The 21,299-nt window shown below is 39.8% G+C and carries 19 protein-coding genes; 9 read left to right on the forward strand and 10 right to left on the reverse strand.

Annotated features, from left to right (window positions below; all coding sequences use genetic code 11):
- Positions 1-168: 168 nt before the first annotated feature.
- From NE535_RS10930 to NE535_RS10945, 4 genes are all read left to right on the forward strand, one after another.
- Entirely contained in the window at positions 169-291 is a 123-nt protein-coding gene (locus NE535_RS10930) for a hypothetical protein (protein ID WP_261298677.1), read from the forward strand.
- 193 nt (positions 292-484) lie between these two features.
- Positions 485-634 carry a hypothetical protein gene (locus NE535_RS10935; RefSeq protein WP_261298678.1) on the forward strand — a complete coding sequence of 50 codons (150 nt, stop codon included), beginning with the start codon at positions 485-487 and terminating at the stop codon, positions 632-634.
- Positions 635-1,152: 518 nt separating this feature from the next.
- A complete protein-coding gene (locus NE535_RS10940) occupies positions 1,153-1,746 on the forward strand; it encodes a hypothetical protein (RefSeq protein WP_261298679.1) in 594 nt (197 codons plus the stop codon).
- A gap of 220 nt (positions 1,747-1,966) precedes the next feature.
- Positions 1,967-4,036, forward strand: a complete 2,070-nt coding sequence (locus NE535_RS10945; protein ID WP_261298680.1) for a M13 family metallopeptidase — start codon at positions 1,967-1,969, stop codon at positions 4,034-4,036.
- Between the two features lie 350 nt (positions 4,037-4,386).
- Here NE535_RS10945 and acuI read toward each other — a convergent pair whose 3' ends face one another.
- Complete coding sequence (acuI, locus tag NE535_RS10950; protein WP_261298681.1) at positions 4,387-5,367, reverse strand: acrylyl-CoA reductase (NADPH); 981 nt, start codon at positions 5,365-5,367, stop codon at positions 4,387-4,389.
- Between the two features lie 90 nt (positions 5,368-5,457).
- The gene (gene acuR, locus NE535_RS10955) at positions 5,458-6,099 is read right to left on the reverse strand and encodes an acrylate utilization transcriptional regulator AcuR (RefSeq protein WP_261298682.1); all 642 of its coding nucleotides are present in this window, start codon (positions 6,097-6,099) and stop codon (positions 5,458-5,460) included.
- A 546-nt stretch (positions 6,100-6,645) separates the two neighbouring features.
- Here acuR and NE535_RS10960 point away from each other — a divergent pair.
- On the forward strand, positions 6,646-7,851 hold the full coding sequence (locus NE535_RS10960) for an ammonium transporter (protein ID WP_261298683.1): 1,206 nt from the start codon (positions 6,646-6,648) through the stop codon (positions 7,849-7,851).
- Positions 7,852-7,957: 106 nt separating this feature from the next.
- Here the strand turns inward: NE535_RS10960 and NE535_RS10965 are convergent, their stop codons facing one another.
- Positions 7,958-8,617: a nitroreductase family protein gene (locus NE535_RS10965; RefSeq protein ID WP_261298684.1), complete on the reverse strand. Its 660-nt coding sequence runs from the start codon at positions 8,615-8,617 to the stop codon at positions 7,958-7,960.
- Between the two features lie 648 nt (positions 8,618-9,265).
- Between NE535_RS10965 and NE535_RS10970 the strand changes: the two genes are divergently transcribed.
- Entirely contained in the window at positions 9,266-10,633 is a 1,368-nt protein-coding gene (locus tag NE535_RS10970) for an MATE family efflux transporter (protein WP_261298685.1), read from the forward strand.
- 129 nt (positions 10,634-10,762) lie between these two features.
- Here the strand turns inward: NE535_RS10970 and NE535_RS10975 are convergent, their stop codons facing one another.
- Positions 10,763-12,943, reverse strand: coding sequence for an OsmC domain/YcaO domain-containing protein (locus NE535_RS10975; protein ID WP_261298686.1), 2,181 nt, complete (start codon positions 12,941-12,943; stop codon positions 10,763-10,765).
- A 259-nt stretch (positions 12,944-13,202) separates the two neighbouring features.
- Between NE535_RS10975 and NE535_RS10980 the strand changes: the two genes are divergently transcribed.
- Positions 13,203-13,445 carry a hypothetical protein gene (locus tag NE535_RS10980; RefSeq protein WP_261298687.1) on the forward strand — a complete coding sequence of 81 codons (243 nt, stop codon included), beginning with the start codon at positions 13,203-13,205 and terminating at the stop codon, positions 13,443-13,445.
- Between the two features lie 58 nt (positions 13,446-13,503).
- Here NE535_RS10980 and NE535_RS18745 read toward each other — a convergent pair whose 3' ends face one another.
- The 4 genes from NE535_RS18745 to NE535_RS10995 form a co-directional block, all read right to left on the reverse strand.
- Positions 13,504-13,872, reverse strand: coding sequence for a deoxyribodipyrimidine photo-lyase (locus NE535_RS18745; RefSeq protein ID WP_371931152.1), 369 nt, complete (start codon positions 13,870-13,872; stop codon positions 13,504-13,506).
- 180 nt (positions 13,873-14,052) lie between these two features.
- Positions 14,053-14,991, reverse strand: coding sequence for a 23S rRNA pseudouridine(2604) synthase RluF (gene rluF / locus NE535_RS10985; protein ID WP_261298688.1), 939 nt, complete (start codon positions 14,989-14,991; stop codon positions 14,053-14,055).
- 236 nt (positions 14,992-15,227) lie between these two features.
- Complete coding sequence (gene cspE / locus NE535_RS10990; RefSeq protein ID WP_226411051.1) at positions 15,228-15,437, reverse strand: transcription antiterminator/RNA stability regulator CspE; 210 nt, start codon at positions 15,435-15,437, stop codon at positions 15,228-15,230.
- Between the two features lie 770 nt (positions 15,438-16,207).
- Positions 16,208-16,705, reverse strand: coding sequence for a VF530 family protein (locus tag NE535_RS10995; protein WP_261298689.1), 498 nt, complete (start codon positions 16,703-16,705; stop codon positions 16,208-16,210).
- A gap of 360 nt (positions 16,706-17,065) precedes the next feature.
- Between NE535_RS10995 and NE535_RS11000 the strand changes: the two genes are divergently transcribed.
- A complete protein-coding gene (locus NE535_RS11000) occupies positions 17,066-17,926 on the forward strand; it encodes a PA4780 family RIO1-like protein kinase (RefSeq protein WP_261298690.1) in 861 nt (286 codons plus the stop codon).
- Positions 17,927-18,113: 187 nt separating this feature from the next.
- Here NE535_RS11000 and NE535_RS11005 read toward each other — a convergent pair whose 3' ends face one another.
- Positions 18,114-18,500 (reverse strand): ribosome recycling factor family protein, encoded by a 387-nt coding sequence (locus tag NE535_RS11005; protein ID WP_261298691.1) that lies wholly within the window; start codon positions 18,498-18,500, stop codon positions 18,114-18,116.
- 467 nt (positions 18,501-18,967) lie between these two features.
- On the opposite strand from NE535_RS11005, the gene NE535_RS11010 reads away from it, so the two are divergent.
- Positions 18,968-19,870 carry a substrate-binding periplasmic protein gene (locus tag NE535_RS11010; RefSeq protein ID WP_261298692.1) on the forward strand — a complete coding sequence of 301 codons (903 nt, stop codon included), beginning with the start codon at positions 18,968-18,970 and terminating at the stop codon, positions 19,868-19,870.
- A 28-nt stretch (positions 19,871-19,898) separates the two neighbouring features.
- On the opposite strand, the gene NE535_RS11015 is transcribed toward NE535_RS11010, so the two are convergent.
- Positions 19,899-20,813: a pepsin/retropepsin-like aspartic protease family protein gene (locus tag NE535_RS11015; RefSeq protein ID WP_261298693.1), complete on the reverse strand. Its 915-nt coding sequence runs from the start codon at positions 20,811-20,813 to the stop codon at positions 19,899-19,901.
- Positions 20,814-21,299: the final 486 nt, after the last annotated feature.

Below are 21,299 nucleotides of genomic sequence, written 5' to 3' on the forward strand. Positions count from 1 at the left end.
CTGTTGAAGAGTGATTCGCAACGCGTGGCATTTTTACTATGCGTTGCGTTTAGTGTTTAAGGTGGTATGCGGGAGCTTTGGTATTGCGTTGCTCACACCTTAACAGGATCGTTGAGGCTGTAGAATTACTCATTTGGTCAAATTTTTAGCTGATTTTAGGGGACTCAAATGGATTGCTTAGTGCGAGATAATCGCTTAGAAAGCGATACCGGAGGTCTAGAAAATGGCCAAATTTATAAAAATAGAAATTCTACAGGCTCGTTAGGTTTCCATGGGAAAGTGTGGGAGTAAAATTTGAAATCGTTAATCATTATTCTCACTGGCTTGGTATTTTCTTTTTATTTCAGCGACATAAGATCGGAGAACTCCTTTTATAGCGTTATCTGCCCAATAGGTATTTTTATATTTCTTTTTTCACTCTTAATATGGAATGCACTAAGAAACAACCAGGGCAACGGTGGTAATTCATCGGGTGATTCAGGCGGTGGCTTCAGTTCGTCTAGTGGCGACTGTGGTGGTGACGGTGGCTGTGGTGATTAGCCAGCAAGTCGTGGATGCTCACCTAACTAGTGGTTCAAATCGTTCGCTTCGCTCACTGGGACGGGCTAAAGCCCGCCCCTTAACCAAACGTTAACCCATAGAAATTTTTATCCGAAACTGACGAGTTAGAGTTAAGGCTTTAACTCGGAAATGTCCAAAAGTGAGTTTCAAACTTTGTTGTCACTCTTTCTCTGGATAGCCACGTTGATTGAGTCTAAGTTTCAATCTTTATTGTCACATTTGGCCTATGGTAGCCAATGGAAACGAGCTTCGGAAGTAGAAAAGTTTCAAACTTTAATGTCCTCCGACAAGTTGTATAATAATAGCAAGTAGACATGCCTTCTTTATCAGGCATTCAACATTGGAATATATAATCAATGTATTAATAAAAAACATTACACAACAGCAAGATAACAACCAAGAAACAACTGAGTTACAAGCCAGTGTTCAGCGCACACATTTTTGATTATCATCAACTTTACATTTCCACCCGCTAACCATTTCACGTAGAATTTAGTTTGTACTAACGTGCGCAGCAAAAAGACTGAGTAAGATTAAAACGCTTAACAAAAAAACCTAGCCTGACACTTAAACATTGACCGGTAATAGTGAATGAAGAAACAGCCTGTATATCAACAATCTTATGCTGATGCGGAAGCGGAAACGCTATCCTTAGCAGAGTTACTTGATTCCGTTGAAAAATCAGAATCACCTGCCGATGAGGTGTTAAATAAAACCCAAGAAGCAATCGAAAAAGCCAACGATCGCCTCGATTTTATTGTCTACCTAACCATTAAAGGGATTGATATAACATCCCAAGAAATGATTGCGAAAATTGCTTACAAGTTTGACTGTGATCCACATCAGATCATCGAAGACATGCACACGCTAACTAACAAAAGTACCTGGAAACAACATAAAGTCCGCTTAAAAGATAAGATTAATCAGCAGCTATTGCGTAAGTCAGCCTTAACCGCAGCAAGAAAGAATGATATTTCAAATAAGATGCTACAGTCTTTTTCGTTTGATGCGGAAACGTTACTTAATCTGTCCACGCAATTTGAATGTCGACCAGTTCACATAGTCGATGATATTCGTCATTTCAAAAAATTCTCGACTCAAAAACAATTGTTGATTGAGCAACGCAGTAAAGCCCCCATAATCCGTGCATTTACCCGTTTTGCGCGCTTCAATCTTCAATATTAGCGCGTTGTTTTAATAATATAATCTGCCCATATAATCAACATTCTCATTGCCTATTTATACTCATACTTCCTTTTACCATCTTATTAAGCTCAGATTAATCTATACCCTTTAGGCTGTAATTTAAAATTTGCTAACAATTCATTGTTTGACTTTTAAACTCATTCTTAGAAGATGAGGGTGAATTTTTAGCCCTAAAAAGCCAGTAAGGAAACAGATAACAATGAAAAAATCCTTAATTGCCATCGCATTAGCAAGCACCTTTCTTAGTGCATGTGGCACCTCAGAAATCGCCAAAACCGACAGCCCAGTAGTCAAGACTACTGCTGTTAACAAAGCTGAATTAGGTGAGTTTGGTATTGATTTAACCGCCAGAAATGAAGCCGTTAAGCCAGGTGATGATTTCTTTATGTATGCCAGCGGCACCTGGTATGACAACTTTGAAATGCCCGCGGATAAAACGCGTTATGGTGCATTTACCGCGTTAGCCGAGCGCAGTGAGGTTCAAGTCAAAGCCATCATAGATGACATTACTAGCCGTCAAAATTTAAATGCCGAAGAGCAATTAATTGCTGATTTTTACCATGCTTACATGGACACCGACACCATCAATAAACTTGGTGTAACGGCAATAAAACCTACCTTAGATCAAATTAACGCGATAAAAAATACTGATGATTTAACCAAGGTATTTGGCCAATCTTGGTTAACCAATGCCCAATCACCAATTTATGGTGGCATGTGGTTCAATCGCCTTGATCCAAACCAATATGAATTATCTGTGGGTGCTGGCGGATTAGGCTTACCTGATCGCTCTTACTATTTAGAAGACGATGAACGCTTTATAAATATCCGTAGCGCTTACGTTGACCACATTGCCAAAATGCTTACATTTGCAGGCATCGCTGAGGGTAAGGCCCGCGCTGAAGCCATTTTAGCGCTTGAGACAAAAATTGCTGAAGGTCATTGGCCACGAGAAAAGCGCCGAGATCGCGACTTAACGTTAAATCAGATCAAGCGTGAAGATTTAGCGAAAGCTTATCCTCATTTTAATTGGGATCTTTACTTTGAACAAACCGGTTACAAGGTCCCGCAACTTAACATGTCGCAGCCTGAGCCGATTAAGGCAATGATTGCATTAGTGAATGAGCAACCATTAAATGTATGGCAAGACTATTTAACTTTCCATACATTGACCAATAACGCCGATTTGTTGTCAGAAGACATTTACAACACCAACTTTGACTTTTATGGTAAAACCTTAAACGGTCAAGAAGAGCCACGCCCTCGTTGGAAACGTGCCGTGGATGAAATGTCAGCGACAGAATCATTAGGTTTTGCGATTGGTAAGGTCTATGTTGCCCGTTATTTCCCTGAATCATCAAAAGCACAAATGGCTGATTTAGTTGAAAACTTACGTACTGCATTAGGCCAACGTATTGATGGGTTAACTTGGATGAGCGATGACACCAAAGTCAATGCCCATGCCAAATTGGCCGCTTTCACCCCTAAAATTGGTTATCCAGATGTGTGGCAAGAATTTGATGGCTTAACCCTATCAAGTAAAGATTTAATAGGCAATATTCACAAATTACGCCAATACTTCCATGCCGACAGCGTCGCTCAAGAGCTGCAAAAAACGGATCGTAACCGTTGGGGCATGACACCACAATACGTAAACGCTTACTACAATAGCTCGTTCAATGAAATTGTGTTCCCTGCTGCCATATTACAGCCGCCATTTTTTGATCCCAATGCCGATCCAGCCGTCAACTATGGTGGTATTGGAGCGGTAATTGGCCATGAGATGGGCCATGGATTTGATGATCAAGGTTCAAAGTCTGACGCTAACGGTATTCAACGTAACTGGTGGACCGATACCGATCGCGCCGCATTTGAAGCCAAAGCCGATCAATTAGCGGCGCAATACAGCTTATATGAACCCATCAAGGGTAATTTTGTTAATGGTCGCAACAGCCTTGGCGAAAACATTGGTGACGTAGGCGGTATAGCAATGGCTTACCATGCCTACCAGTTAAGTTTAAACGGCAAGGAAGCACCAATCATTAATGGCCTAACCGGTGACCAGCGCTTCTTCTTAGCATGGGCACAAGTATGGAAAGAAAAACGTACTGAACAAAGTATGTTAAGCCAGCTTAAAGCCGGTACCCATGCTCCTGGTCATTATCGTGCACTTGCGCCTCGTAACCATGATGCTTGGTACAAAGCATTTGACGTAAAACCTGGCGATAAGTTGTATTTACCAGAAGATCAACGCGTACGTATTTGGTAATCCAGTCACTTTACTGAGGATGATTCTCGCGCCGCATTGTTTTACTAATCAATGCGGCGTACTAATCAGATAAGTCCATACAACAGTGACTTACAGCTTTAAAAACTCAAATGCCAGTCAGCTAACTGACTGGCATTTTTGTATCTAGCTAATCTGAACTCTGATCAAGAGATTTGCTAATTTATTCATACAATTAATAAAAAATTATACACCTTGAGCCAGCAATTTTGAGTGATAACAAGGCGAACCTCACGTACCATTAGCAAGCCTATTGCAAGTCAATACAACATAATGAGTGTTGAAAATAGCCGCTAAAAATAGATTGATTAACCAGAGTCCTGGCTCTCTAACTAGCCAACTTTAACAACGATACGTCCGCGAATATTACCGGCCATTAAATCATTAGCCCCTTGAATCACACCATCAAGTGTCATCTCAGTAGCAATATCATCAAACATTTCAGGTTCTATAATGTCAGCAAGACGCTGCCATGCTGTTTCACGATCAGCAATCGGACGCATCACACTGTCAACACCCGCTAATGTGATACCACGTAAAATAAATGGCATGACGGTGGCGGGAAGATCCATTCCTTGTGCCAAACCACAAGCGGCAACCGTACCACCGTATTGAATACTGGCACAAATGTTAGCTAAAGTATGACTGCCAACAGAATCAACTGCCCCTGCCCAACGCTCTTTGGCCAATGGGCGACCAGGCTCTGACAATGAATGACGGTCAATCACTTCTTTAGCCCCCAACTTATGCAGGTAAGCTGTCTCTTCTGCACGTCCCGTTGAAGCAACAACGCTATATCCTAGCTTAGCTAAAATCGCTACGGCAAAACTACCGACACCGCCATTAGCACCCGTCACTAAGATATCGCCTTTCTCTGGTGTCACACCATTTTTTTCTAGTGCCATAACACATAACATGGCAGTGTAACCCGCCGTACCAATCGCCATAGCCTGACGCGGTGAAAATGCTTTTGGTAAAGGGATCAACCAATCACTTTTTAAACGAGCCTTTTGTGCTAATCCGCCACAATGGACTTCGCCTACCCCAAAACCATTTAATAATACTGTATCGCCTATCGCAAACTTGCCCGTATCTGATTGTGAAACAACCCCAACCATATCGATACCTGGCACCATAGGGAATTGTCTAACCACAGGGCCTTTGCCAGTAATAGCTAAACCATCTTTATAATTTAATGTGCTGTAAACAACGTCGACAGTCACATCCCCCTCTGGCAATAAGGATTCATCAATATCTTTTAAAGCTGCACGATAACCTTGTTCATCTTTTTCAATTAAAATGCCACGAAACATAAAACCTCCAATTTAGACCGACCGTCTATTTAAATGTAAAAAATTTTGTTTACTATCACTCAATCAACTAGTTAACAATTACAACTGAATTTATTTATCTTGAGTGAGTAAGCCTGACATAAAAAAATCATAATAATCTTGTAAAGGTTTGACGCTTTGTATCAACTTTGCACGGCTAACCGCACCTTCCCAACCTACCCAAAATAGTTCAGCTAATAGCGTACAGTCGGCATTAGGGTGAATATCCCCTTGGGTTTGAGCCGCTTGTAAACAAATGGCTAACCTTGTCTGCCAACTCAAAAAAATATCTATCAGTTGTTGGCGATAACTGTCGGGTAATAAATCCACCTCTTGGCCTAAATTACCTATCAGACAGCCACGTTTAAATTGATATTGGGTCATACCAACTTTGGCTTTATTCACAAACAAACTTAGTCGGTGAATCTCTGAAACCGACTCATCCGCCAAGCACTTATCAAGTTGATGCATAAAGTAGGCAGCATAGTTTGCGATAACTTCCTGACCAAAGGCTTCTTTACTGGCAAAATAATGATAAAAAGAGCCCTTAGGTACGCCGACCTTTTTTAAAATGAGATCAATCCCCGAACCGGCAAACCCAGTTTCGGTTAACTGTTCAAGCCCGCTGCGAATTAAAGCCGCTTTGGTGTCTTGATTATCTCGACTCGCGTTAGGCGGTCTACCACGACGTGGTTTAGTTGTTATCTCATGCATGGGTCAATATTAGACCGATCGTCTATTTAAAAACAAGTTCGCAATTCAAAAGTGTGAAAAAAAGCACAAATATATTCGTTTCGCCTAAAACGATTGTTCAATGATAAATATGTTGTAAGCCATAAAAGCGATGAACATTGACATAATATCAATCAGAGCAAGCCTGTTAAGCCATCTTAAAAAACCTTAAGGAAAATAGAAATGCTGAAATTGATACTGTCATTAAGCCGATAATGAAAGTTGGTTTGATATGAAGCCTATTAATATTCACTCTGAGAAAAAGAATGATCACTAGGCACCATTACAGTGCACCAACTTACAACATTCGCGCACTAAAATAGTACAACTCCCACTATCGTATCCTATTAAAACCATTCAATTAGCAAGAGTTACGCACCAATATGGTTCATGGGTTTGAAATATTTAATCAATATTTTCATTGTGTTGCACCAATAACTGACATTTTTTTATTTAACACCAATAAACAGGAATGATTTTTGCTTTTTTAAGCCTAAGGCTATTTTTCAAACCATATCAGGACTCTTAATGGATAATAATATTAGTGATGCCATTGGCGTGATCGCTCAAAGTGCAGATACCGTGTTTATCTTATTGGGTGCCATTTTGGTACTCGCCATGCATGCAGGATTTGCATTTTTAGAAGTCGGTACTGTTCGTCACAAAAACCAAGTGAACGCTTTAGTTAAAATTATTACTGATTTTGCATTTTCAGCTGTGGCTTACTTCGTTATTGGATACCAAGTTGCTTATGGCACACACTTTTTTGTCAGTGCAGAAGCATTAGGCGCAAATCACGGATATGAGTTAGTGAAATTTTTCTTCCTGCTAACCTTTGCTGCAGCGATCCCAGCTATTGTATCGGGGGGTATTGCCGAACGTGGTAGCTTCAGACCATTTCTATTTGCTTCTGCCCTCATCGTGGCATTTGTTTATCCGTTTTTTGAAGGGATTATTTGGAATGGTAACTTTGGTTTTCAAGCCTGGCTAGAGCACACTTTTGGTGCACAATTTCATGACTTTGCTGGGTCTGTTGTAGTACATGCTATGGGCGGCTGGCTTGCGCTGGTAGCCATTTTATTGTTGGGGTCAAGGCGTGGGCGTAAACCCGGTATCGCTTTTGCTCCTTCAAATATTCCCTTTCTTGCATTGGGCTCATGGGTACTGATTGTCGGCTGGTTTGGGTTTAACGTCATGTCAGCACAAACATTAGATGGTATCAGCGGCCTTGTTGCGGTTAACAGTTTAATGGCAATGGTTGGCGGCACTATTATTGCTTTGATTGTGGGTAAAAATGATCCTGGCTTTATCCATAACGGCCCTTTAGCCGGGTTAGTCGCTGTGTGTGCTGGCTCTGATTTGATGCACCCTGTAGGTGCGTTTATTGTGGGTGGTGTAGCCGGTGGATTATTTGTAGTGATTTACACCAAATTACAGCGCAGTGCTAAAGTTGATGATGTACTAGGGGTGTGGCCTTTACATGGTTTATGTGGTGTTTGGGGCGGCATTGCGGCGGGTATATTTGGCCAACAGGCAATGGGTGGCCTCGGCGGCGTTAGCATAATGGCACAACTAATAGGCACCCTAGCTGGCATTATAATAGCCGTAATAGGCGGGGTATTGGTTTATGGTATTGTAAATAAAATGAGTAGCTTACGATTAAGCCAGGAAGATGAGTTCCACGGCGCTGATTTAGCGATTCACAAGATTGGTTCAACTAACTCAGATAAATAACTAACATAAGTCATAAGGCTAAATCATTCACGATTAAATCAGACTGCAGATAAACATAAAAACACGGACTAAATAAGCATTTTTAGTCCGTGCTAGATTGTGCTAATTACAATACAGTAAAAATATCTTCTATCGGTAAGCGTGATTTAGGCAGACCATGATTATAATCCTCGCCCTCTTTGTGATATCCAATGGCTAATGCCACCTCAACCACATAACCGTTTAATTCCTGTTTAAACTCTTCAGCAATAAGCTCAGAGTCGACGCCTTCCATCGGCGTTGAATCTATCCCTAAACGCCCTAATGCATGCAGAGTATTGCCTAAGGCAATATAGGTTTGAGCCTTAGTCCATTCACCATTAAAGCCAGCGTCATTAGTATTAGCTTCAGCAAAGGCAAACGCACCATTAAGCATATTGTCATACATCTCTGCCGGCAAATGGCCAGAGGACACTTCAACATCAACCACTTTTCTATAATCGTCTTTGGTATAAGCTGGATTATGTGCAAATAGAATAATATGTGAAGCTTCAGTTGCGTGCGGCTGATTGAATTGATACTTGTTTGCAAAGGTATTATGCAAACGCTGCTTTGCCGCATCACTTTCAATAATAATGAACTTCCAAGGCTGCGAGTTAATTGAAGACGCGGATAAACGCATTGCTTGTTGTAGCACTGCAATATTTTCAGCAGAGATACGTTTATTTGAATCGTATTTTTTCACGGTATAACGACGTTCTAAATCTTGAATAATTGGGTGAGACATGGATGATTTCCTCATAGTGCTATGTCAATGAGGAGAATAATAAAGGATTTAACACTGGTTTATTAGTACCGTTAAATCCAATATTAATGGACAATTTATACCTTAATTAAATGTCCTACGTCGCTTGATAACTTAGTACGAAATCGCATCTAAAGTGGGAATGTGGCTTTACCCATCTCATCGTAAACGGTCAATTAACCCAACATACCAATAAAAATCAGTCTTTGGCATACAAAACGGCGTTGTTGCCTAAAAGCAAAATATAAAATCAACATTGAAAAACCTAACGAGAGAATGCAGGTTTAAGCCAAATGGTTGCAGATAACGTCCAATCCTATTAGTGTTCTATGTGGTTTATGTCATGTTTTTGGGATAATTATATGTTTAGGCAACAGCGCCATACAAAACCCCTGAAAAAAATTAAAATATAATAGCAATTACGTATTCTATCGTAGCGGTTAATAATAGAATAGTCATCGGTTAAGAGATCCCGTTAAACTCTATTTTTTACAGGCTTAAAACAGTATGACCAGCACTGATATGTGTCATAGGTCATACTTTCAGCTAACACATCAATTTGCATATCACTTAAGTGTTTTCAGATAAACACTTTGGTTAACATCATTTTTTATTATTTGAGTCATGTCTATGTCGTCAACAAGTACATCATCACAGCCAGCTCAACAAGATTTAAGCTTGTTAGAGCAGCCTGTTGCAAAACTTTTTTGGCGCTATTCAATACCGACTATAGCGTCAATGTTAATTACCGGTATTTATGTCGCCATCGATGGTATGTTTGTTGGCCACTATTTGGGGGAGACAGGATTAGCAGGGATGATGTTAGCTTACCCTGTCGGTGCCATTTTATATGCTGTAGGGGCCTTAATAGGAATGGGCAGCGCAGCCCTTGTATCAATGAACCTTGGTCAGGGAAATATTATCAAGGCTCGGCATATTTTGAGTAATGCATTCAGTTTATGTTTACTGGCTGGATTATTTTTTGCCGTTTGTGGGAGCCTGTTTGCTGAGGACATCTTGATTGCACTAGGAGCCGAAGGTGAGGTATTACACAGTGCCCATGACTATTTATTCTGGTACTTTGCCCTGAGCCATTTTCCGATTATGTCTTTAGCGTTTACAGCTCTATTACGTAACGATGGTAGACCACATTTTGTCACCTGTGTTCTTATTACTGGTGGCATATTAAATACATTTTTAGATTGGTTATTTATAGTGGTATACCCCTTTGGCCTAGCAGGTGCTGCGATAGCCACCATGTTAAGTCAAGCTGTAACTGGCTTATTGTGCCTTCAGCATTTTTTTGGCCATAAAACGCAATTGAAAATCAATTGGTCGCAAATGCGGCTTCGAGCAGAGCATTGCATCGATATTACTAAGACGGGTTTTCCGAGCTTTTTAATGAATTTGTACTTATCGATAGTACTCACTCTTCACAATACCGCCTTACTCTGGGTAGGCGCACCTTTACATGTTGCGGTTTATGGCGTTATTAGTTATACCGAGGCAATCTTCTATTTGGTTTTTGAAGGGATTGCTTTTGGCACCCAGCCTATCTTTAGCTTTAATGCTGGCGCAGGTCGCTACGACAGGGTCAAAGAGGCTCGCCACATTGCATTTAGTATGACTTTACTGGTAGCCGTTATTGGGCTTATTTTAATTTACACTCGCCCACAGTGGATGGTGTATCTTTTTGCCGGAAATAACCCTGAATTAACCCCTGTGGCGATTGAAGGGTTACGATGGTATTTTTGGGGACTGCCTATGGAAGGATTATTACTTGTTGGAGCGAGTTTTTTCCAAGCTATTGGTGCTACCAAAGAGTCTGCTATTTTAACAGGGTTAAAATTAATATTAATTGCCGCGGTAATTTACCTTTTTGCATGGGCATTCGGTGTTTTCGGTGTATGGATTTCACTCGCGAGTTGCAGCGCGGTACTGACGATATGGATGTTATTTGCCATTAAACGAGTCGACAAATATAGAATGGGAGCTTAGGGAAAATCCTCTTTACACCACCATAAAGTTATAAAAAATTGAATAGGCTAGGTTCATAAAAATGCCAGCGGTAACTTAACAATTATCGCTGGCATTTTTATTTCTTCATGCTTAAATATTTCTTTATGCTTATGACTTTTGCTGACGCGCTTGATGAAGCTTCTTGTAGCTTTCAATCAGCCTTAAGTGGGGTTTAATACCTTCTAAATTAATGCTGGTTTTAGTTAAACCATAAAAGCGGACTTTACCTGTAACAGAGCCAACAACGTTTTCCATTACCTCAGCACCAAACATTCTATTAAAGTTACCGATAAAGTGTTCTAGCGCTAAGTCTTCATCTAAGGTCACTTCAAGCACGGCATTGACTGCTTGATAGAACAAGCGGCGTTGTACAGTATTGTCATTAAACTGCAAAAACTCCTCGACTAATTCCAGGGCATCTTCATGCTCACCTAAAGCTAAATAAATCAGAATTTTAAGCTCTATAATGGTTAATTGCCCCCAAACCGTATTCTCATCAAATACGATGCCAATTAATGTAGGGATATCGGTTTGGTTATCTAGCTGGCTTTCTTCTAATCGATTAACTAATTTACCCAAAGCTTTGGTGCTTAAAGAATGTAAATTAAGAATATCTTCACGGTATAGCAACGCCTTGTTGGTATTATCCCAAATCAGGTCATCGACAGGGTAAACTTCAGAATACTCTGGTACCAAAATTCGGCATGCTGAAGCACCTAAATCGGTAAATTCAGCAATATAAACTTCTTTGCCCATTGCCGATAAAATGCCAAATAACGCCTCAGCTTCTTGTTCATTTGTACCTGAAAAATCCCACTCACAGAAATCATAGTCGTACTTACTGCTAAAGAAGCGCCAAGAAATGACGCCTGTAGAATCAATAAAGTGTTCAACAAAGTTTTCAGGTTCAGTTACAGCCATGCAATTAAACGTTGGCTTAGGCACATCGTTTAAACCTTCAAAGCTTCGACCTTGTAGTAATTCGGTTAGGCTACGCTCTAATGCTACTTCAAAGCTTGGGTGTGCACCAAATGAGGCAAACACTCCGCCTGTTCTTGGGTTCATTAGGGTTACGCACATTACAGGAAATTGCCCGCCCAATGACGCATCTTTCACCACAACCGGAAAGCCTTGTTCTTCAAGTCCTTTAATCCCCGCGAGTATACTAGGGTACTTTTCTAACACCGCCATAGGGACATCTGGAAGGACTATTTCTTGCTCGATGATTTGACGTTTTACCGCTCTCTCGAAGATTTCTGATAAGCATTGAACATGTGCTTCTGGTAAGTTATTGCCTGCGCTCATACCATTACTTAAAAACAAGTTCTCAATTAAGTTTGATGGAAAATACACGGTTTCACCATCGGACTGGCGCGTGTAAGGGATAGCACAAATACCGCGGTCTTTATTACCTGAATTGGTATCAATTAAGTGTGAACCACATAACTCTTCATCTGGGTTATAAATATCTAAACAATACTCATCTAATATGCCTGCTGGTAATGCATCATCGTCTTCAAGAGCAAACCACTTTTCATTTGGATAATGCACAAATTCGCTATTGGCGATTTCAGTACCAAAGAATTGATCGTTATAGAAAAAGTTATTATTAAGACGCTCAATAAACTCCCCCAATGCAGAACACAATGCGCTTTCTTTAGTCGCCCCTTTACCATTGGTGAAACACATAGGTGATGCCGCATCGCGAATGTGTAACGACCACACATTAGGTACAATATTTCGCCAGGATGAGATTTCAATCTTCATTCCCAGGTCAGCTAACATCGCGGTCATATTTTTGATGGTTTGTTCAAGCGGCAGGTCTTTACCTAAAATAAAGGTGCTGCCATCGCCTTCAGGCTGCCCCATTAACATCGCGTTGGCGTCGGCATCTAAATTTGCGACGGTTTCGATTTTAAATTCAGGACCTGTTTGCACCACTTTTTTAACGGTGCAGCGATCAATTGAACGTAAAATACCTTCACGGTCTTTATCAGAGATATCTTCAGGTAACTCTACCTGAATTTGAAATATCTGGTTGTAGCGATCTTCAGGATCAACAATGTTATTTTGCGATAACCGAATGTTTTCCGTTGAAATATCACGGGCTTTACAATACACCTTGATAAAATATGCGGCGCACAATGCTGACGATGCTAAAAAGTAATCAAAAGGACTCGGGGCAGAACCATCGCCTTTATAACGTATAGGTTGGTCGGCAGTCACCGTAAAGTCGTCAAACTTGGCTTCGAGTCTTAAATTGTCGAGAAAATTTACTTTGATTTCCATTGAATACACCTACAGTCATTCACAGCCAAACGGCCACATTATCTAATTAACATGAATTATCGGTGTTTTTGGCCTAATAGTCTTGGGTTTATTGCATAAATGAACCAGCAGGTTCTTTATACGATGAAAAATGAAGTCACTAAATCAGAATAAAATGCTAATTTTAACGGTGCAGACAAGATTAATATGAACGACATTAGAGGAATGAAAAGTTCATTGACCGTTAACACCATTGATTCAGAAGGAAAATGAAAACCATTTGACATTTATTTGGCTAACGCTGTTACTGTTTTGTTTTGACACTTTGGGAACTCCTCTGTCCCAACGTAAAGACGTACTTCTTTATACCTACCATGACATGCAACCCTATGTTATCAACAGCGCAGAACAAATAGGTTTACTCTATGATATTGAACAATTTTTTAATACTCACCAACAAACATATCACTTCAAAGTATCTTATATTAATGGTATAAAAACCATTCTGTTTGATATTGGTTAGGGTGTCTCTTGGCACACGATCAGGACGCATAATATCCCAACTAAAGCGGCAAAAAAATCTAACAGTAATAAAGATTGTTTACGGTTAACAGGCCATAACAGTGCGGTATTAATTTTACCAATGGTATTGATGCTATACCTTTGAATACGTTTAAATATTGCTGTTTCATCATGACTAAATAACAAAGGTGAAGCTTGTGCCCTAACGCTTCAAGCTGATGACTCAAATCTTCTAAAGATTGTAATAAAAAACCCAGCCTATGCTTACCCATTGATGTTTGTTGAAAATAAATGGGTTTAAAGTTGCTCTCGTCAAAAACAAATACAAAAGCGATATTAGAGCTGCTACGTATTAGTGCGCTTAAGGCTAGATTATCTTTTAATCTAAGATCATTAGAAAAACAAAAAAGGGAGCGATATGAAGACACGAGGCTCTCACTGCAAAATGAATATATGAACCATTACGTGCAGATAACAAGAAAAGTTTACCTTATTGAACAAGTAAACCAATTAACCGCTCATTATTCAGAAAAAGTGCCAATAAAAAAGGCGTCAGCATAGCTGTCGCCTTAATCAATTTCAGTGAGATCACACTATATTACTAAATATTAGCGTTTAGGTTTTCTTGCAGAACTTGGTTTACCTTTACCATGTTGCGCCTGGCCTTTAGTTTGCCCTCGTGGAGCGCCTTTAGCCTGGCCTTTATGTTTAGTGCTGCGGTTGTGTTGCATAAAATGTTCAGGACCTTCGATTTTATCCCGAAGAGATTCCACTTTAGGTTTCGGTTTCGGTTTTGGCTTTTGCTTGGTAGCAGACTTTTTATCTTCTGAAGAAGAGTCTTTGATCATTTCAAACAACACATCCAGTTCTTGTTTATCGAGATCGCGCCACTCACCTATTGGTAAACCTTTAAGGCTAACGTTCATGATTTTTTGACGTTCAAGCTTAGTGACCTCAAAGCCAAAATATTCACACATGCGGCGGATCTGACGATTAAGCCCTTGTACTAAAACAATTTTAAACGCATAGGTTGATACTTGCTCTACCTTACACTTTTTTGTCACGACCCCAAGAATAGGCACACCAGCGCCCATACCTTTGATAAAATCATCGGTAATGGGTTTATTTACCGTCACTACATATTCTTTGTCGTGGTTATTGCCCGCACGTAATATTTTATTAACCAAATCACCATTGTTGGTTAAAAAAATCAATCCTTGGGAATCTTTATCTAAACGGCCAATAGGAAAAATACGGGTTGAGTGATTCACAAAATCAACAATATTATCGCGCTCGGTGCCTTCTGTCGTACTGACAATACCCACAGGTTTATTTAAGGCAATAAACACTAAATCTTCAGCATCTCGAGGTTCAATATCGTGACCGTTTACTTTCACCTTGTCGCCAAAATTAACCTGGTCACCAACCTGTGCACGCTTGCCGTTAATAAATACATTGCCCTGTTCAATATAACGGTCTGCATCACGTCGAGAGCAAATGCCACTTTCGCTGATGTATTTATTGAGACGCATAGCTGAATCTGTCACGTTGGTTTCCTATCAATTAAGGTTTTTTGATCAATTAATTATGCAACGACATTGAAAGTCGCGAAAGAGTTTAGCAATTTTTAACTAGGTTGCCTAAGGCTGAATAAGCAAAATAATGGCTATAAAGGCAAATAACAAAGCGAGGTAACTGCACGAGAGTGTTAGGCGAGGAATTACAGGTAAAAAAAAGCGCAAACAGTCGTTAAACTATTTGCGCTATCTTACAAAGTATAAACTTACTCAGCAGTAACGTTAGCTGCTTGAGGGCCTTTTTGGCCTTGTTCTACTTCGAAAGATACTTTTTGGCCTTCAGCTAAAGTTTTGAAACCATCTGAAGTGATTGAACGGAAATGAACGAAAACGTCCGCGCCGCCATTATCAGGAGTGATAAAACCAAAACCTTTATCTTCGTTGAACCATTTTACTAAACCAGTAGTTTTAGACATTTTGTGTCCCTTATATAATAAATTAATAAATCTATCGCGATAATGCGATGCACTGAAGCTTGAATTATTGAATGTGACTATGAAGCTAAGGGAAACACTTTGGATAACAACGATAACGCAGAGATCTAGAGCTTTACTTTTACTTGATATTCATTAATAACTCTGTTTGCCAGAGCAGGCTATAGAATACATCAGTTTTAACTATTGTAAAGATAAATAAAAAAATAATAACAACAGCGATTTAACTCTATGATGCAAAACCAATTTTTCAAACAGGTCAAACACTCACTTAAGCCAATTCTCCCTCCACGCTGCTTATCATCTGTCTGATAATTTTATGAGATTAAGTAACATTAAAGACCACTATAAAATATAAAACCTCTACGGTGATACTTATCATGGTTTTAGCTTGTTCAGTAACGACAAAAAGCAGCAAATGACTTTGCTCACTTCAGCACCTTACTAACAAAGTCACCATGAGTGCCAGTTAACTCTCAATCCGTTTCAGTAATGCCACCAACCCAATATCAGCGAAGCCACCGATAAAAAGACTGGCGTCTCGTTTAATGCCAAACAAGCATAGGCCTTATCTATAAGCTAGAAAATAATCTAGTCGTGGATATAGCTAACTCAATGTTCGAGACTCAAGACGATTCAAACAGTGACTTGGCCGTAAAAGCCAATTACCAATTCTAAACAAAAATGCCACAATATTTGCGGCATTGAGATAACGATCAAATATTTGATTCTGGCTTTAAGCCATCAGCAGCTTAATTTCCCCAAGGATTTTTGGGATCTTGTGAGGGCGCAGGACGCTTGTTGCCAGTACGTTTATTTTGCGCGTAGTTGTCTTGCGCTTTGGGTTTATCTTTACCGAATTTTGGGCGGCTATTACTGCGCTTCATCTCTTGATAGTCCGCCGTTGCTTTATCTCGCATTTCAGCGATTAACTCTACCGTTAGCTCTTGAGGTTTACGAGGCAAAATACCATGGGCAAAACCACGTTCACGCGGCTTTAACTCAAACTGCGCCGCACTTCCTTTAGGCATACGCTTAAAGCGATAAAGATAAAAACTTTCTACCCTTTCTCTGGCCCATTCCGTCTTTTTTAAGAACTTTAGGCACGCTTCCATACTTGGGTTGGTATTAAAGCATTCTAAACGCAATGCAGCGTAGAGGATTTTCCAATCATAAAAGTCGACTAATTCGGCCACCATGGTTTCTAATTTTAAGCCATGTAGCGGGTTATTCTGTTGCAGTTCAATCATAAGAAATTCCAATAACCGATAAATCGGTTGTATTATCATTGTAAATCAGGAAGTTAATTGGCAAGCTTGTGCGCAGCTTTAATCTCGCTTATCAACACTTAACATCAATATAGCCAGCTTAGAGACAACTGCATTAATGTCATTGCACAAATATAAAATCAGATGTCGATATGATAACAAATAATCACCACCTTGGGCTATGACACTCTTCAGCTCATCACCACACAAAAATAATAATCGGCTATTTTTTGCTGATAGTAAGTTGTAATAAAATAGCTAACTTACCCGTTTCATCAAAATTTATTTTCTAGCAAGCATTTGAGCATTCCATCCTGAGCTTAATTGCGGTATAAGGACGCAATGAAAATCCCGAAAAGAATCCAACCTCTGGTTGAAGAAGGCTTAGTAGACGATGTCCTAAGTCAATTAATGAGTGGCAAAGAAGCCAGTGTTTATGTCGTCCGTTGTGGCGAGGACATTCGCTGCGCGAAAGTCTACAAAGATGCTGACAAACGTAGCTTTAAGCAAGCTGTTCAGTATCAAGAAGGCCGTAAAGTTCGCAATAGCCGTCGCGCCAGAGCGATGGAAAAAGGGTCTAAATTCGGTCGAGATCAACAAGAAGAAGCCTGGCAAAATGCCGAGGTAGATGCCCTATATAAATTAGCCGATGCGGGCGTGCGAGTGCCGAAACCTTATGGCTGCTATTCCGGCGTATTGTTAATGGAGTTAGTGACAGATGATGATGGCTTAGTTGCACCTCGGCTAAACGATGTGGAAATGAGCTACGAAGAAGCTATCCGAGATCATGCCAGCATGATTGAATATACCAAATTAATGCTGTGTGCGGGTATCGTACATGGAGACTTATCAGAATTTAATGTGCTGGTAGATAGCAAAGGTCCGGTGATTATTGATTTGCCCCAAGCGGTTGATGCTGCAGCCAATAATAACGCCCAATGGATGTTTTCTCGCGATGTAAACAACATGACAAGTTATTACAGTCAGTTTGCTCCTGAGTTAGCAGGTACTAAATTCGCTAAAGAAATGTGGGCATTATTTGAAGCGGGTGAACTAACACCTACATCAAAGCTAACAGGCGAGTTTGCTGAAAGTGAACATATTGCCGATGTTAATGCGATTCTTGATGAAATCAATGCCGCAAAAGAAGAAGAGCTAGAAAGATTACAGCGAATCAGTGATGCTAACGATGAAGATTACTAGAACATCTTTTCTGGCTTGATTGCACTATTCAGTTGTAACCTGCCGCTTTAAATTAAAACCCATTGATACTTAAAGCTACCAACTAAACATCACAGCCCAAAGCATATCAATTCACAAGTTCAAGGATGATATGCTGCGTTCATCGTCAATAAATACCCAGTATTTTCGATGGTGTTTAGGGGGTGGGTTATACTTCAGCATTAAAACGAGCCACTCTTGCTTCAGCCTCTGTGCAATGGGTCAACTGTATCAACTCTGTCAATGTCATACTGGGATTTTGAGCCATCAAACGTTGTAGTTTCACGGCTAAAGGCTCTAGCTTATCCGCATGTGTTAATAAGCTTGCTTCTATCTTATGAATTAAATATTTAAAAGTCTCTGATTTGTCAGCTTTTAATCGCAACACACAGGATTGAATCATCTTTGCGTCGCCATGCATTAGCCAGTTTCTAGAGCGTCGCACACGCTTAAGCTGGCAATCGTATTGTTGTGCCATCGCTTTTGCTTGCTTCACGTTGTCACCACCAATCCGCTGAACCAGCGAAGGCAATGCGATATCAATAGGTTTATTCATCAATAATTTTTACAACATATTAAAATATAAAAATAACGGCTTAATCACATTATATAATTTACTATCAGAATAGTGAGTTTAAGCGTTACCAACAAAAGTTAATCATTCTACGAATGACAAGTATGATGATATCCCCCCCAAGGCTATCGAAGCACTAAGTTCGATAGCATCGGCAATACCAAACCAATTTAAGCCCAAAGTAACCAATAAATCAGCACAACCCTATATGTAAATACGATTAAAACACTCAATAATTACGTCAGCCAAAAATCATATTGAAGCAGAAAGTTGATGGCGCGGTCTTTCATCCCCCTCAAAAATCGCTAACTGATATTGTCTGGTAAATAGCCAAATACAAGACTAAGATAAATCTAATATACCTATTTCCAGTGAGCTAATGGCACGTTAGTACAAGTGCTGGCAATTTCTCAAAGACAATTCGAGAGTAATAAATGAAAGCTATCACAATGAGGTTATTATTAATTCTTTTAGTCATTTATGGACAATCTGGCAACGCCCATGCGCAAGATGGCAAATTAGTATGTCCAGAACCCATTCAAATAGGCTTTAATGACTGGGCTCCCTACGCTTGGATTGATGAATCGGGTAAAGCTGTTGGCTTAGATGTCGATATGCTTACTCTGGTGGCAAATAATTTCGGCTGTAAGGTACAGTTCATTCAAATGCCCGTTAAGCGTGCCCATCAAATGCTGAAAATCGGCACATTAGACATGATGATGGGAGCAAGTTATATCCCAGAAAGAGAAGAGTACGCCTATTTTTCAGATTCATATCGTGATGAAGAGGTCAGGCTGTTTGTCGAAGCAGGAAATACCTCAAGTATTACAATTGATAAGTGGCAGGACATTTTCACTAAGAAGCTTAAATTATTAGCCCCTTCTTATGGTTGGTATGGTCAGGACTATTTAGCCACTAAAGATGAGTTATCGCAACAAGGTTTATTAATTACTAGCCCTAACGCAACACAATCAGTGCAAATGCTTGCCTATAAAAGAGGGGATGTATTAATCGGTGACTCAGTTGCCTTACCTTATATTGCCAATCAATCCGAAGGGCTCATTCTGTCACCATTAGCACTTGTGGTAGACACTAATCAGATCCACTTTATGATCAGCAAAAAAACCAATAACTCAGCCTTACTTGCTGAAATCAACCGATCAATTTCAACCTTATCAAATCATGGGGCCTTAGCCAGAGTGATGAAAAAGTGGCAACAAATCTCTGTTGCCAAATCCCAAGAGTCACAACAAAAAGCGACTCCGACAGATAGTTCAAGTGGTGTAATGAATATAACTGAACAGGGCTTAATTGCTGCTTTAAATGCATCTAAACGTTATTCTGCTGAATAGGTTAATTTGACCTCATAACTGCGCCAAATTATATCTCTTCTGGTAATCCAACATGCAAATGGCCGGACTTATAATCAATGGTTAAAACAAAATGTTTTAACACATCATAACCAACAAGCCCTTTGATATTTTTTCCTTTGATACGTGAAAAGCTAATCGACTCTTGACCAGATACTGACTCAGTTTGACCATCCGCAGGAACGCTAACTTGAACATTTTCAATGGTAAAAGGTCCAAATTTTACTTCGGGCAAACGAAAGTTATCAACAACACCAATATTATTAGCCCCTGCAATTAGGCTTGATTGTGAACCATAAAGCTCCAACCAGTTTGAATCTGTTGCCAGAGTACGCTTTAAAAATAATCCACCGTTATTGCCTGTATCAAGTATAAGCCAAGCGTCTTTTTGACCATTCAAGTCAACTCTGACTATTGGTTGCCCTGAACCTCGATCAATCTGCATTTGAATGTTCTCAAGCTTAGCTAAATCAACAGACCCTCTTTCAAACAGTCTTAAACGGCTATTGGGGTAATCTATCTGAAAAATAAATTTCTCTAACAATCCCGCACCTAATAGGAGTTGAACCTCATGGTGCCCCAAACGAAGTCCTGCTAGGTTATTTAGCTCTAAGTCAGTATTAAAAAGTTTTGCTTGAACATTATTGAATAATCGACGAGTTTCTGTGCCATAAATACCTTCAACATTGACCTTTCCACCTTTAGGAAATTCAAATCCGTGTCTATTGATGAAACTTAAATTAATCGCATTTAACTGCGCACCACTGTCTAGAATCGCTCGGCCTTCAACCCCTTTAATTGTCACGGGTAAATTGATATGGCCATTAATGATTTCAAAATCAACCCAATTCGTTACCGCAAAGGTATTCAGCGAGAAAAGAAAAAGAGAAAAAATAGAGAGTGCTTTAATGATTTTATTACGCATTATTCATCCTTAATTTACGTAAAATAAGGTTAGTAAAATACACTACCCATCAAAAAAATAAAACAAAGCTAATAGATGTGGCATTTATCCCTTAATTGCACACCAGCATTGAATGTTTCACAAGCTGAATTCGAAGCAGAAAATAAAAAATTAAAATATAACAACTCAATGCCATCTGGTGTGCTCATTGGAAGTAAAAACTTTCCCTCTGCAAACCAAAAACGTATATCGCGAGATTCTGACATAAAAAACTGGGAGCAATATCTGCCCCCACTAAAAAGTCACACTAAATAACGCATTATTTTGGTCCCGCAGGATCAGTGAGCAACCACCATAGCAAAAAATCAAAGAGTTAAAGTAAATCTAAGGCGTCTTGGTGCATTATCATCCTGTAATACTCATTAAAGGTTCAGTGGGCGGTGAAATACCCAAACAAAGTGTAACTGATACTTTAATCAGCATACTTAACAGCACCCAGCCGCCACA

Source organism: Shewanella holmiensis, assembly GCF_025370255.1.
In the GTDB taxonomy this organism is placed as follows: Bacteria; Pseudomonadota; Gammaproteobacteria; order Enterobacterales; family Shewanellaceae; genus Shewanella; species Shewanella holmiensis.

Bases quoted from the DNA above. Each gene is read 5' to 3' on its own strand.
- NE535_RS11005 (WP_261298691.1), bottom strand. From the start codon at position 18,500: ATGAATAAACCTATTGATATCGCATTGCCTTCGCTGGTTCAGCGGATT.
- acuR (WP_261298682.1), bottom strand. From the start codon at position 6,099: ATGCATGAGATAACAACTAAACCACGTCGTGGTAGACCGCCTAACGCG.
- NE535_RS11010 (WP_261298692.1), top strand. From the start codon at position 18,968: ATGAGGTTATTATTAATTCTTTTAGTCATTTATGGACAATCTGGCAAC.
- NE535_RS10960 (WP_261298683.1), top strand. From the start codon at position 6,646: ATGGATAATAATATTAGTGATGCCATTGGCGTGATCGCTCAAAGTGCA.
- NE535_RS10965 (WP_261298684.1), bottom strand. From the start codon at position 8,617: ATGTCTCACCCAATTATTCAAGATTTAGAACGTCGTTATACCGTGAAA.
- NE535_RS10940 (WP_261298679.1), top strand. From the start codon at position 1,153: ATGAAGAAACAGCCTGTATATCAACAATCTTATGCTGATGCGGAAGCG.
- NE535_RS11000 (WP_261298690.1), top strand. From the start codon at position 17,066: ATGAAAATCCCGAAAAGAATCCAACCTCTGGTTGAAGAAGGCTTAGTA.
- NE535_RS10975 (WP_261298686.1), bottom strand. From the start codon at position 12,943: ATGGAAATCAAAGTAAATTTTCTCGACAATTTAAGACTCGAAGCCAAG.
- NE535_RS10930 (WP_261298677.1), top strand. From the start codon at position 169: ATGGATTGCTTAGTGCGAGATAATCGCTTAGAAAGCGATACCGGAGGT.
- cspE (WP_226411051.1), bottom strand. From the start codon at position 15,437: ATGTCTAAAACTACTGGTTTAGTAAAATGGTTCAACGAAGATAAAGGT.
- NE535_RS10995 (WP_261298689.1), bottom strand. From the start codon at position 16,705: ATGATTGAACTGCAACAGAATAACCCGCTACATGGCTTAAAATTAGAA.
- NE535_RS11015 (WP_261298693.1), bottom strand. From the start codon at position 20,813: ATGCGTAATAAAATCATTAAAGCACTCTCTATTTTTTCTCTTTTTCTT.
- acuI (WP_261298681.1), bottom strand. From the start codon at position 5,367: ATGTTTCGTGGCATTTTAATTGAAAAAGATGAACAAGGTTATCGTGCA.
- NE535_RS10945 (WP_261298680.1), top strand. From the start codon at position 1,967: ATGAAAAAATCCTTAATTGCCATCGCATTAGCAAGCACCTTTCTTAGT.
- NE535_RS10970 (WP_261298685.1), top strand. From the start codon at position 9,266: ATGTCGTCAACAAGTACATCATCACAGCCAGCTCAACAAGATTTAAGC.